The sequence below is a fragment of the Tepidimonas fonticaldi genome (assembly GCF_007556755.1).
Taxonomy (GTDB): Bacteria; Pseudomonadota; Gammaproteobacteria; order Burkholderiales; family Burkholderiaceae_C; genus Tepidimonas; species Tepidimonas fonticaldi.
Genome location: NZ_VJOO01000029.1, coordinates 17,780 through 31,011 on the forward strand (window position 1 = coordinate 17,780; position 13,232 = coordinate 31,011).

The following is a 13,232-nucleotide window of genomic DNA, read 5'->3' on the forward strand; positions in this document are numbered from 1 at the left end:
TGCCCGATCTTTGTCTGGTCGGGCGCCACCTCCTCCGGCCGGGCGCCTGCGCTGCGGGCCAAGACCCCCAAGGAGAACCGCGGGTGAACCGACTCATCGATCGCTGCTGCCGTGTGCTCGACGGCCTGATCGCCACCTTCCTGGCCGTGATGGTGTTGCTCGTGTTCGGCAACGTGGTGCTGCGTTACGCCTTCAACTCCGGCATCACCGTGTCCGAGGAACTGTCGCGCTGGCTGTTCGTGTGGGTGACCTTCCTGGGCGCCATCGTCGCACTGAAGGACAAGGGCCACCTGGGCACCGACATCGTCGTGGCCCTGCTCCACCGGGCCGGCAAGAAAGCCAGTCTGGTGCTGGGCCACGGGCTGATGATCGCCATCTGCTGGCTGATCTTCGACGGGAGCTGGCAGCAACTGCGCATCAACTGGGATGTGCAAGCCCCTGTCACCGGCCTGTCGATGGGCTGGTTCTACGCCCCCGGCGTGGTGTTTGCCGTGTCGGCCGCCGCACTGCTGGCGCTCGATCTCCTCAAGGCCCTGCGCGGCCAGCTCACCGATGCCGACCTGGTGCAGGTGGCGGAGTCCGAGGACCTTGCGCAGCTCCAGGCCCTGCACACGGCCGATCCTCCCGGTGCGGCCACCACCCCCCGCGCGCGCTGAAGGAGCCCTTCGATGACCGTGGCCGTCTTCCTTCTGTCGCTGCTCGGCGCAATGGCGCTGGGTGTGCCCATCGCCTTTGCCCTGCTGGCCAGCGGGGTGGCGATGATGTGGCACCTCGACCTCTTCGACGCGCAGATCCTCGCGCAAAACCTCATCAACGGTGCCGACAGCTTTCCGCTGCTGGCCGTCCCCTTCTTCATGCTGGCCGGCGAGATCATGAACGTCGGCGGCCTGTCGCAGCGCCTCGTCAACCTGGCCCTGGCCCTGGTCGGCCATGTCAAGGGCGGCCTGGGCTATGTGGCGGTGATGGCCGCCTGCCTGATGGCGGCGCTGTCGGGCTCGGCGGTGGCCGATGCCGCCGCGCTCACGGCCTTGCTGCTGCCGATGATGGTCAAGGCCGGGCACGACAAGGCCACCTCGGGCGGCCTGATCGCCTCGGCCGGCATCATCGGCCCGGTCATCCCGCCCAGCATCGGCTTCGTGATCTTCGGCGTGGCGGCCAACGTGTCCATCGCCAAGCTCTTCATGGCCGGCATCGTGCCGGGCCTGCTGCTGGGCGCGGCGCTGTGGTTCACTTGGTGGTGGCTGGTGCGCAAGGACAAGATCGAACCGCCGCCCCGCAAGTCGGCACGCGAGATCGGCGTGGCGCTGCGCGAATCTCTGTGGGCGTTGATGCTGCCGGTCATCATCCTGGTGGGGCTGCGCCTGGGCGTGTTCACGCCCACCGAAGCAGCGGTGGTGGCGGCGGTCTATGCGTTGTTCGTCTCGACGGTGATCTATCGCGAGCTCTCGCTGCGCCAGCTCTACCCGATCTTCGTCGCAGCCTCGCGGACCAGCGCCGTGATCATGTTCCTGGTGGCGGCGGCGATGGTCAGCGCCTGGCTGATCACCGTGGCGGACCTGCCGTCGATGGTCATCGACCTGCTCGAGCCCTTCATCGATCGCCCTACGCTGCTCATGGTGGCCATCCTGGTGCTGGTGATGGTGGTGGGCACGGCCATGGACATGACGCCCACCATCCTGATCCTCACGCCGGTGCTGATGCCGGTGGCGAAGGCCGCAGGCATCGACCCCGTGTACTTCGGTGTGCTGTTCATCATCGTCAATGCCATCGGCCTGCTCACGCCGCCGGTGGGCACGGTGCTCAACGTGGTGTCCGGCGTGGGCCGCATGAAGCTCGACGAGGTCACCCGCGGCGTGCTGCCCTTCATGGCCGCGCAGACCGCCGTGCTCTTCCTGCTGGTGCTGTTCCCGTCGATCGTCACCGTCCCGGCCCGCTGGTTCGGCGGCTGATGCCGCCCCCTTCCCTCCCCCATCCCCCAAGGAGACACCCCATGACATTCAGGACCCTGACCCGCGCACTGTGCCTGAGCCTGGCCACACTGATGCCCGTGACGACCGCCCTGGCTCAGGACGTCAAGGAGCGCACCATCAAGTTCGCCTCCAGAACCAGAAGGGCCACCCGCAGGCCGAAGGGGCTCAAAAGTTCGCCGACCTAGTCGCCCAGAAGTCGGGCCGAAAGATAACCGTGCGTCTCTTCCCCGGCGGCACGCTGGGCGGCGACCTGCAGACGGTGTCAGCCCTGCAGGGCGGCACGGTCGAGATGACGGTGCTCAATGCCGGCATCCTCACGGCCCAGGTGAGGGAGTTTGCGGTCTTCGACTTCCCCTTCCTCTTCGCCACGCCGCAGGAGGCCGACGCCGTGACCGACGGCCCCTTCGGCAAGAGCCTGCTGGCCAAGCTGGAGGAGAAGAACCTCGTCGGGCTGGGCTACTGGGACCTGGGCTTCCGCAACCTCACCAACAACCGCCGTCCGGTGGCCAAGGTCGAGGACATCGCCGGGCTGAAGATCCGCGTGATCCAGTCGCCGATCTACATCGACCTGTTCAACGCGCTGGGGGCGAACGCCACGCCCATGCCCTTCCCCGAGGTATACACCGCACTGGAGCAGAAGGCCATCGATGGGCAGGAGAACCCGGAGACGACCATCTACGCCTCGAAGTTCCATGAGGTTCAGAAGCACCTGACGCTCACCCGCCATGTGTACAACCCCCAGGCCCTGCTGGTGAGCAAGCGCCTGTGGGACAGTCTGAGCGCCGACGAGCGGCGCATCTTCAACGAGGCAGCCGCCGAGGCCACGCGCTTCCAGCGTGAACTGTCACGCCAGCAGGCCGGCGTGGCACTGGAAAACCTTCGCAAGGCCGGCATGCAGGTCACCGAGCTGTCCGCGGCGGAGCTGGGGCGCTTCCGCGAAAAGGTCAAGCCCGTCATCGACAAGCACACCCAGAGTGTGGGCGCCGACACCGTGGCGGCGCTCAACGCCGAGCTGGCCAAGGTACGCAGGTAAGGAAAGGATCGTCGTGACCTCGGTCCACACCCTCGTGGAGATGCCCGTGCACACGGTCCATGCCGGCGATCGCAAGGTGCTCGTCGGCCTCATCGGCGCGGGCATCCAGCGCTCACTCACGCCGGCGATGCATGAGGAGGAAGCCCGCCACCATGGCCTCCGGCTGCACTACCAGCTCATCGACCTCGACCGCACAGGCGCAGGCGTCGAGGCCCTGCCCGGGCTCATCCAGGCCGTGCGCACCATGGGCTTTGCGGGCCTGAACATCACCTACCCGTGCAAGCAGGCAGTGATCCCGCTGCTGGACGAGTTGTCGGACGAGGCCCGCGTGATGGGGGCGGTGAACACCGTGGTGTGCCGCAACGGCCGGCTGGTGGGCCACAACACCGACGGCACGGGCTGGGCCTGGGGGTTTCGCCGCGCGCTGCCGGCCGCCGACCTGTCCGAAGTGGTGTTGCTGGGCACCGGCGGAGCGGGCGCCGCCATCGCTCACACGGTATTGCGCCTGGGTGCGACACGGCTGGTGCTGGTGGACCGTGAACCCGCCCGCGCCCAGGCCCTGGCCGACACGCTCAACGCCGGCCACGGCGCCGGCCGCACCCGCGCCGACGCCGACATCGCGCGCGCCTTGCAACGAGCCAGCGGCCTCGTGCATGCCACCCCCACCGGCATGGACAAGCTGCCTGGCCTGCCGCTGCCGGCCGAACTCTTGCGACCCACGCTGTGGGTGGCCGAGGTCGTCTATTTCCCGCTCGAGACGGAGCTGCTCAAGGCGGCCCGACGCATCGGCTGCCCCACCGTGGACGGCGGGGGCATGGCCGTCGGTCAGGCCGTGGGCGCCTTCGAGCTCTTCACCGGCCTGACGCCCGACGCGCATCGCATGGAAGCACACTTCCGGCGTCTCGTGGCCCAGCGTCCCGGTGGCTGAAAGGAAATCGGCATGATTGCATCCGCCAGTTCGAGCCTGCGTAACCGCGAAGCCATCGACGAGCCGCCCAATCCGTTGGGTCTGGACGGGATCGAGTTCATCGAGTTCGCCACGCGTCGGCCTCAGGCCTTGGGACAGGTGCTGGAGACGATGGGCTTCCGGCCCATCGCCAGGCATCGCTCGCGGGAGGTGTTGCTGTACCGCCAGGGTTCGATGAACATCGTCATCAACGCCCACGCCGAGGGCCTGCCCGAGGCCGTGCAGCCCGGCGACATGCCCGAGATCGCTGCCATTGCGCTGCGCGTGCGCGATGCCGGCGCGGCCTGGCGCCGCGCCATCCAGCGGGGCGGCTGGCCCGTGCCGGCACAGCCCCATCCCATGGAGCTGCACATTCCGGCCCTGCATGGCGCGGGCCGCAGCCGCCTGTACCTCGTCGATCGCTACCGCGAATTCTCGATCTACGACGTCGACTTCGTGCCCATCCCCACGGTGGACCGCCATCCGCCCGCCGTGGCAGGCCTGCACTGGTTCGGTGTGGTGCAGTACGTCGGTCTGGACCGGCTGGACGACTGGACCGAGTTCTATGCCGAACTCTTCGGCTTCTCGGCGCTGCCCGACGACACCCGCTTCGGGATCCTGCCACGAGGGCGCGTGCTGGCCAGCCCCTGCGGGCAGTTCTACCTTCAGCTCATCGAGCCCGAGCTGGACGCGGTGGAGGTCGACCCGGACGAGACCCTGCACCGTGTGGCCTTCGGCACCCCCGACGTGCGCCAGGCCGTGCGTGAACTCACGCGCCGCGGCATGGCCTTCATCGAATCCAGCAGCGTGCACACCGAGGACCGCGGCGCCCTGACGCAGACGCTGCTGGGCAGCGTGGCCTTCGAACTCGTGCACCATCCGCTCCCCGCCTCATGAGGCCCACCATGCACATCGACGACTTCGGCATGGACACCATCACCCTGGCCGGCGACCTGCGCGCCAAGTTGCGCGCCGTGCGCGAAGCCGGTTTTGGTCAGATCATGCTGTCGGCACGTGATCTGGTGGGGCATCCCGAGGGCTGGCGTGCGGCCGTGCAGGATGTCCAGGCCAGTGGGCTGCGCGTGACGGGCTTTCAGGTGTTGCGCGACTTCGAGGGCCTGTCGGGCCACCTGCACGACTACAAGGTCGACATTGCCAAAGGCATGCTCGAGGTGTGCCACGCGCTGGGCGCGAAGGTGCTGCTGGCGTGCTCGTCCACCTCGCAGCACGCCAGCGCCGACCCGGACGATCTGGCGCGCGACCTGCGCAAGCTGGCCACGCTGGCCGTGCCGCTGGGCATCAAGGTGGCCTACGAAGGCCTGTCCTGGGGGCGCCACATCAACGAGTACACCACGGCCTGGGACGTGGTGTGCCGAGCCGACCGTGCCAACCTGGGCCTGGCCATCGACTCGTACCACCTCCTGGCGGCGAAGACTCCGCTCGACGCACTCGATGAAATCGACGCGCGCAAGATCTTCCTGGTGCAGCTCTCCGACTTCCTGTGGAACGAGGTGCGCAGCTTCGAGGAGCGCATGACCACCGCGCGGCACTTCCGGGTGTTTCCCGGCGAAGGCGTCCACACCGGCGCCCTGGCCGAGATCGTCGCGCGGCTGGACCGCCTGGGCTACCGAGGCGACTACAGCTTCGAGGTCTTCAACGACGACTATCAGCAACTACCCCTGCCCACCGTCGCACAGCGCGCGCGCCGCTCGGCCGTATGGCTCGCCGAGGATGTGCTGCGCCGCTCCACGCCCCTGCCCAACCGGTTGCGCCTGCGCGGCCCGGCCTGACCGGCTCAGGTCTGCTGGGTCAAGATAGTCGTACCCAGAAACGAAAAGGGCCGGCAGATGCACGATCTGCCGGCCCTGATGTCTTGGTGGCGGGTAGTTTACCCAACGGAAAAGCGGCTCCCGAGCTTACGAGCGAGGGAACGGGGCCACGGGGGCTCCCGAGGGGATACACGCCAGTCGATCGCGCAACCAGCCGAACCCCACGCGCTCCTGCTCCAGACGCAGCCGGGGCTGGTGGCGATCGAATCGGAGGTCGTCATAGACCGCCGTCTCCTCGGCCGTGAGACGCGCCAGGTCGTGGCGCGCAGGGTCGGGCTCCTCGCCCCAGTGCAGGCGGTGGGCAAGGAGAGTCTCACGGTCCATGAGGAAGGACGCCGCGTGCGGAAAGTAACCACGCAGATGGTCGAGGATGGCGAAGCCGTGGGTGTCGATGTCGCCCCAGTAGTGCAACTCGCATCGATGCAGCCACGAGGCGCGCGCTAGCGGTTCCCAACCGTAGCCTGCACCGAAGACGACGATGGCACCCGCAGCCGGCGGGAAGGCGAGGAAGTTGGTCTCGTTCTCGGTGATGAAGACGCGCCGGGCCGGTAGCGTCAACGCCGCGAAGCTCGCGGCGTCCAGCGTGATGTCGGGCAGGCTCTGCGGTGAGGATAGGCAGCCCGGAAGGCTGGGCAGCGATGGGTCGAGCAGACGAAACCGAATCCGGACGGGCTTGTCGAGGAAGCCAAATCGGCGCGCGAACTGCGCGACGCCGGTCGCGTCAAGCTCGATGACTTCGGGTGGCAGAGCCAGGTCCAGCAGCTCGGCCAAGACGCCTCGGTGGGCCTCGATGAACTTGCTGTCCACCCCAGGTACGTCGACCTGGCGCAGGTACACGGCCGGTCGAGGATGGGCCTGCAGCCATGCGACGACGGCCAGCAGACGCTCCCAGCGGTCGGCCAAGGCCAGCGCCTGCAGCGGCCGCCGAGACAACCAGGCCAGCAACACAGGCTGGGTGGCGGCCGTCTGCTGCCAGAGCGCCGCGAACCGCTGCGCTTGCCGAACCTTGCCGATGAAGGCCAAGGCGTCCTGCAGGGTGTCGAGCCAGACGGCCACAGGAAGCCGCTGCGTCCCTTGGACGCGGTGGTTCCACTCGCGCCATTCGATTCGGACCTGAGGGGTATCGGCGATGGCACGCACCCATTCACGAACGGCCTCGAATCGATCGGACAGGTCGGAAGCCGCGGGGACCTTCACGTTCAGGCGCAGGGGCCACGAAACGGCGTCCGTCACTGTGGCCCGCAGTAAGTCACCCCGGTCCCACAAGCGCTGGACCTGAGCGCGCAGATCGGCTGGCGTGGTCCAGCTCATGGTGCCGCGCGGTCTCCGGCGGCCCTGGCTTCGGCCATGCCTTCCGCTTTCTGAGCCCGGTACTCCTCGATCGACAGGCAGCGCAGCCGCGAGTCGCGTCCGCCCTCGTTGTGCACGAAGCCGACGCTGGCCACGAAGGGTTCGATGATGTGGATCTTCTGCAGCGGCGTGACGATCAACAGCTGCAGGTTGAGCTGCTGGAACAAGCGCAACCCGTACTGCGCCGACTCGTCCGATCCGCGCCCGAAAGCCTCGTCGATCACGACGAAGCGGAACGACCGCGAACGAACGGCGCCCCACTCCAGCCCGAATTGGTAGGCCAGGCTCGCGGCCAGCACGGTGTAGGCCAGCTTCTCCTTCTGACCGCCCGACTTGCCGCCCGAGTCCGAATAGTGCTCGTGCTCGGCCCCGTCGGCGCGCCAGCGCTCGCTGGCCGAGAACAGGAACCAGTTGCGTACGTCGGTGACCTTGGCGGCCCAGCGCCGGTCGGCGTCCGACAGCCCTTCACGACCTCGGAAGCGGTCGATGATGGCCTTGACCTGCAGGAATTTGGCTTCCGAATACTGTTCGTCGGCCGAGCCCGTCATCGCGCCCTCGGTGCACGCCCGCAAATCCTGCTGGAAGTCGCGGATCTCCGCATCCGGGCTGGGCTGGGCCACCAGCTTGATGTACCGGCCGGGGTTGTAGTCGATGGCCTCAAGCGACTGGTTGATGAAATCGACGCGCTCCTTGATCGTCTCGCGCTCGCGGGCGAGCTGGGCGTTGAAATTGGCGATCTCGTTGATCGTGTTGACGTTCAATAGCTCCTTGAAGCGCACCTCGAATCGCGGCAGGTCATCGCGCTTCAAGCCGTCGAGCATCCGCTCGTATTCCGGCAGCGCCGCCAGTGCAACGTCCATCTCGACGGTCTCGGCCTTGAACTCCTCCTTGAAACCGCGCATGGCATTGACGATGCGCTCGGTGAGCCGCGCCAGGCGCTTGTCCTCGGCGTCGATGTGCTGCTGCAGCCGTTGGCGCACCTCCTGCTCGCGGTTGTCGCAAGACTCGACCGACAGTTGATGCTCGCCCAGCGCCTTCGAACGATATCCATCCAGGTGCTCGATCTGCTCCTCCGTCAGCGGCGAGTCGTTCCAAATGTGGACCGTCTGATTCCGCAGTTCCTGCGCCGTCGCATGCTTGGTTGCGACCTCAGCGCGTTTGTCTCGGGCCTCGTCGCGCTTGCGTTCCGTTTCCGCGAGCCGGCCTTGCGCCGCTTTGAGCTGGCGCCCCAGCTCTTGCAGCGTGTTGGATGCGGCTTCAAGCCGCACGCGCTCCTCGGCGAGCAGCGCGATCTGGCGCGCCGGGCTCATCCAGTCTATTTCGGCAAAGCGCGTGAACTCTTCCAGCTTGCTCAGTGCCTCCAGCCGCCCCCGCAGCTCGTTGCGCGCTTGCTGGATCTCGCCCAGGCGCTGCCCAAGTGTGGCGAGCCTTGCCTCCAGCCGCTCCCGCTGGTCACGCAAGGCCCGCAGCTTGTCGGCGTTGCTCCAGCCGAGCACGTAGCGGCTGCGGTCGTCGATCCGGCTGCGGTCGTCCTTCTCGTGGCGACCGCTCGGGTCCTTGATTTGCCCTGCGCGCGTGATGGCGCGCGCCTCACGGCGAAACTGCTCTCCGGTGTCGCAGCAGGCGAAGTCAAAGCGGTTTTTGAGTTCCTGCTCCAGCCACTCGTAGAGCGGCGAGTCCGGCTTGATTTGGAGCTTTCTCACCAGCGACTGCGGATGCAGCATCCCGCCTTGCGCCCCCTTCCTTTGCCGTACATGGAAGTACACCAGTCGGGCGCCGAGATGTTGGCGGTCCACCCAGTCCGCCACGGCCTGGTAGTGCGCATCCGGCACCAGCAGAGCAAGACCAAAGCCGCGCAGCAGCCGCTCGGCGGCGCCTTCCCAATCGCGCTGGTCGTCACGCACCTGGATAAGTTCGCCCGCGAAAGGCAACTCGTCCTCGCCGATGCCCAACGCCGCGCACAACGCCTCGCGAATGCGAGCTTGGGCGGCGTCGATGTTGCTCTTGCGACGCTGGAGACTGTCGATCTCGTCGGACAAGGCCGCGTGCTCTTCGCGGCCCTTGCGAAACGCGAAGTCCTCCTCGCGCTCGCGGTTGTCCAAGTCGGCGATGCGCTCGCGCAAGTCTTCGGCACGCTGGGCAATGCTTTGCTGTTGAGCGAGGAAGCCGGCTTCATCCCCCGGCGCCGTCTCGTCGATGCGCGCCAGCAAGTCGCGATAGCGGTCGGCGCGTTGCTTGCGTTGCGCCTTGTCCTGCTCAAGACGGCGAATCTCTGCTGCCAGTTCCTCCAGGCGATCGCCGCCGTTGTCGCGCAGGGCGCGTTCCAGACGGCCGACCTCGATGCGCTCGGCTTCGCGCTGGGCGTCGAGACGCTCGATCTGCGCATCCAGCCTGGTTGCATCCTGCGCCAGCAGGTCAAGGCGGCGGTCCAGCAGCTCGCCCTTGAGCTTGGCGAAATACGGTCGCAGCTGATCGCGCGCCTCCCGCAAGCCCTGAATCTCGGCGGCCAGCGACTGATGACGATGGCCATCCTCGATCAAGGGCGTGAGCATCTCCACCTGCCGCTTGGCCTTGAGCACCGCCTGATGCGCCCGGTCCAGATCGTCGAAATGGCGGATCAGCGCCTCGATGCGTTGCCCCGAGTCGAAGGGCTCGAGCATGTGGCTGCGCACGAAGTCGGTGAGATTGCCCACCGACTTCATCGAGACGGTCTGGTGGAACAGTTCAAGGGCCTGTTCATGCTCGATGCCGAAGCGTCGGCGGAACCAGGCGCCATAGGGCGGGAAGCTGTCGAACAGCTCGCAGCCGGCGCCGCGCAGCTTCTTGCGCAGGGCGCCGATGTCGCTGCCGAAGCCGCTGAAGTCCTCGGCGATGGCCAGCGCCCGCTCGGCGGTCACGAACAGGCGCGCCGGCTGGCCCTGCGGGTCCTTCAGCCAGAACACCTGGGCCAGCGTCACGGCCTGATCGTAGCCCTCGTTGCGGAAGACGCCGAGGATGACCGAGTAGCTCGACGCATCGCGCAGCGCCACAGGCTTGGCCGTGCCGGTCACCTCGTTGCGCTCGCTCTTGTAGTGGCCGAGCACGTAAGAGCGCAAGGAGCGCTCGCGCGCATCCGCCCCGGCGGCCTTGTTGTAGGCCACGCGATGTGCTGGCACGAGCAGGGTGGTGATGGCATCCACCAGCGTAGACTTGCCCGAGCCAATGTCGCCGGTCAGCAGGCCATTGCGTCCGGCCAGCGCCAGCCGCCAGACGCGCTGGTCGAAGGTGCCCCAGTTGAGCACCTCCAGCCGGTCGAGCCGAAAGCCCACCCGGCTGTCGTCGGCGACGAAGTCCAGCCCGAGCGTCGGTGCCTCAAGCATCGGCCTTCTCCTGACGGGCACCAAGACCCGCGCCGCCCGACAGCGCCGTGCGGTAAACCTCCAGCCGCGCATCGAAGTCGGCCAGCCACTGCGCATCCACAAAAGCCTTGAGAATGCGCCGCACTTCATAGCGGCCCGGGTCTTGCGCGCTGCCTGCCGCGGGCTTGAGCCGGCGCAGGAAGCCCAGATCCACCACTTTGGTGATCGTCGCGTCCACCTGGTCCATCAGCCGGGCCTCGTTGGGGCCCTCGGGCAGGAACACCCGCATCATCTCGGCGATGTCCTCGCGCGCGAGCACCAGGCGCGTGTCACCGCCACCCGCATCGAACTCGGCCAGGCGCTTGCGCAGCAAGGCCAGCATCAGGCTCACCGAGTAAGACAGCGGCCGGCGTGCCACCAGCCGCGGCAGGCGTGGCGCGCCCTCCGCTTCGTCGGCGTCCGGGCGGCTCTTCAAAAAGGCATAGCCCTCGGCCTCGTCCAGCACCAGATCGAGCAGCAGCACCGCGGCCTGTTCGCGCACCCGCGCCTGCAGGCGCAGCAGGCTGGCCCACAAGCGCTCGTCATCTTCGCGATACAGCACGCCCTTGAGCAACTGCACCATGAGCTGCGACAGCTCGGGCACCGCGGCTGGCACGCCGGGCGGCGTGTCCATCGGGCCGTCGTCATCGAGCGCTTCGTTCATGTTCCTCATTCCCTGCGGCGGACATCAGCGCGTGAAGATCACACGCGGCAGGCGTGCCGCGCGCATCACGGCGTGGCCCGCAGCATCGGTGCTCTGCCAGCGAATCGTCTCGGGATGGCTATCGTCCACCACGACTCGCCAACCGTTCGCTGTCTCACTGCCATCGGTAGCATGGGCCAGCTCCAGGTAGGCCACCAGCTCGGCCAGGCCCTGGCGCAGCGGCTCGGCCTCCACCAGTTCGCGCAGGGTCACCTGCGGGCGATGGCGCAGCGCGGCTTGCACCGTGGCGCGCAGGCGGGCTTTGTCCACGACGATCTGATCGAACAGGCGTGCGGTGTCGACATCGTCATCACCGGCCAGCACGGCGAGATCGGCCAGACGCGGCTTCAGGCTCGGGGTGAACAAGGGCCGCTCCAGCGGCAGTTCGATGTCGGCCCCCATCGCGTCGATATGCATCACCGTACCGACGGGGGCGGTATCGCGCAGGGCCAGCGCCTGGGTCTCGATGCTGCGCAACAGATCCAGGATGCGGCGGTTCTCCAGAAAGGCCCGGTCGTCGAGGAAGCGGCGCAACTGCTGCGAGAGCATCGCCACCGTGCGCTGCGTGTGCTCGCCGGCCTCCAGCCAGTCGTGATGCACGCGGCGGGTGCGCGGCTCGGGATTCAGCGCCGCCACGGCGGGAAGCTGGAGCACCTGATCGAGCCGCTCGGAGAGCTCCTCCTGTCGCCGGCTGGACATGAGGAAGTCCCAGAACGCGCGAAAGCTTCGCCCCTGGTCGGAATCGCCGATGGCATCGCGCTCGCCCATGATCTCGTCGAGCAGCGCACCCTTGGCGCCTTCCCACAACGCGATCTTCTCGCGCACCTTGCGGTCGAGCTGGCGAAAGTTGTGCTCCACCTCGCGGAAGTCGGCCAAGAGCTCGCGCGCCAGTTGCTGGAACTGCAAGAAGCGGTCTTTCACCGCCGTATCGTCCAGCAGCGGCACGTCGCCCGCCAGCACGCGGGCGATTTCGGCGTCCAGCGCGTCGCGCTTGGCGCGCAGGTCGGCCACGCGCTTGCTCGGGTCGGCCTCGGTGCCGGCGCTGATCTGCTCCAGCAGCGCGAACAGCGTGAGCAGACGCGACTCGGTGCCGACGAAGGGCCGCTCGGTGAGCGACACCAGCCAGGCGATGGCCTTCTCGGTGGCCGGCGTCAGGTCGAACTGCGCCTCGTCCGTGCCTGGCTTGTAGAACTTGCGCAGCCAGCCCTTGTCGGGCGCGGCCCAGTCGTTGAGATACTCCCGCGCCGCTTTAGGGTAGGCTTCTGTCCCCAGTTGCTCGCGTAAAGAGTAAAGCTCGTCCTCCAGCGCTTCGGCCAGATCGGCCTCGCTCATCACGCGCACGTTGGGCGCCACGAACACCCGGTGCAGGAAGCTCGCCACCAGCGGCGCGTGCGGCGAAGCCAGAAGCCGCCAGGCGGGGTGGCGGTCGCGTAAGGCGGCGAGCGTGGCGTGGTCCATGGCCTATTGAGAGAACATTCCTGCCAACTCCAACTGACGGTTGCCATGCTTCTCTGCAAGCCCGGCTACTGCTGCAAGAGTGTCTGCCGGGATGTTGGCCAGTTCTTTGGGCTCCAATTTATGCATTCCGCCTCCATAAACCCTGCCGTGCCCCAAGAGCGTTTCTCGGGTCATAGCGTTGAGTTGCTGCCACTGGATGCGCAACACATCTGGGTTACGACGGAGTTGTTCGACAAGCGGCGGCAGTGGATAGAGCATCAAATAGACATTCGTAGCGATGGCCTTGCTGTGGTTTAGCAAGAACCGGAATGGCCTGCCGTCATGGTCACTCCGGCCGATGTAGGTGCAGACGATGGGGGCGGCGGCGCGTCGCTCCTGCGCATACCAATGCCGCCGCGAGCGGCAAAGGTAGCGGGGAGCAACGTGCTCTAACCCTGTCGGGGATGTCCTGTTTTTTGTGTGTGGGGCGGTTTCTGAATCTGTCCTCGTGTCGTTCAGCGTGGTGCGAGGGTGAAGCGGTCGCCGTATAGTATCGCGAACTGGTTCATCGCCGATTTCCACTCCTT

Annotated in this window: 9 protein-coding genes and 2 pseudogenes; 6 read left to right on the forward strand and 5 right to left on the reverse strand. The window is 67.2% G+C overall.

From position 1 onward, the window contains the following. Positions 1-83: 83 nt before the first annotated feature. The 6 genes and pseudogenes from Tfont_RS11970 (at position 84) to Tfont_RS11995 (ending at position 5,739) form a co-directional block, all read left to right on the forward strand. Positions 84-656 (forward strand): TRAP transporter small permease, encoded by a 573-nt coding sequence (locus tag Tfont_RS11970; RefSeq protein ID WP_143969616.1) that lies wholly within the window; start codon positions 84-86, stop codon positions 654-656. 12 nt (positions 657-668) lie between these two features. After that, the gene (locus Tfont_RS11975) at positions 669-1,949 is read left to right on the forward strand and encodes a TRAP transporter large permease (RefSeq protein WP_143969617.1); all 1,281 of its coding nucleotides are present in this window, start codon (positions 669-671) and stop codon (positions 1,947-1,949) included. 41 nt (positions 1,950-1,990) lie between these two features. After that, a pseudogene (locus Tfont_RS11980) lies at positions 1,991-3,003 on the forward strand (TRAP transporter substrate-binding protein). 40 nt (positions 3,004-3,043) lie between these two features. Continuing rightward, positions 3,044-3,931 carry a shikimate dehydrogenase gene (locus Tfont_RS11985; RefSeq protein WP_143969626.1) on the forward strand — a complete coding sequence of 296 codons (888 nt, stop codon included), beginning with the start codon at positions 3,044-3,046 and terminating at the stop codon, positions 3,929-3,931. Between the two features lie 12 nt (positions 3,932-3,943). Then, positions 3,944-4,846, forward strand: a complete 903-nt coding sequence (locus tag Tfont_RS11990; RefSeq protein WP_143969618.1) for a VOC family protein — start codon at positions 3,944-3,946, stop codon at positions 4,844-4,846. Between the two features lie 8 nt (positions 4,847-4,854). Next, positions 4,855-5,739, forward strand: coding sequence for a sugar phosphate isomerase/epimerase family protein (locus Tfont_RS11995; protein ID WP_143969619.1), 885 nt, complete (start codon positions 4,855-4,857; stop codon positions 5,737-5,739). 126 nt (positions 5,740-5,865) lie between these two features. On the opposite strand, the gene Tfont_RS12000 is transcribed toward Tfont_RS11995, so the two are convergent. The 5 genes and pseudogenes from Tfont_RS12000 to Tfont_RS14580 form a co-directional block, all read right to left on the reverse strand. Further along, complete coding sequence (locus Tfont_RS12000) at positions 5,866-7,089, reverse strand: DUF3322 domain-containing protein (protein ID WP_143969620.1); 1,224 nt, start codon at positions 7,087-7,089, stop codon at positions 5,866-5,868. Next, positions 7,086-10,487 (reverse strand): ATP-binding protein, encoded by a 3,402-nt coding sequence (locus Tfont_RS12005; protein WP_143969621.1) that lies wholly within the window; start codon positions 10,485-10,487, stop codon positions 7,086-7,088. Before Tfont_RS12005 ends, Tfont_RS12000 begins: the two co-directional genes overlap by 4 nt. After that, positions 10,480-11,169, reverse strand: coding sequence for a DUF4194 domain-containing protein (locus tag Tfont_RS12010; RefSeq protein WP_143969622.1), 690 nt, complete (start codon positions 11,167-11,169; stop codon positions 10,480-10,482). Before Tfont_RS12010 ends, Tfont_RS12005 begins: the two co-directional genes overlap by 8 nt. A gap of 24 nt (positions 11,170-11,193) precedes the next feature. Then, complete coding sequence (locus tag Tfont_RS12015) at positions 11,194-12,666, reverse strand: DUF3375 domain-containing protein (RefSeq protein WP_143969623.1); 1,473 nt, start codon at positions 12,664-12,666, stop codon at positions 11,194-11,196. A gap of 3 nt (positions 12,667-12,669) precedes the next feature. Continuing rightward, positions 12,670-13,232, reverse strand: a pseudogene (locus Tfont_RS14580) (hypothetical protein); the annotation flags it as partial.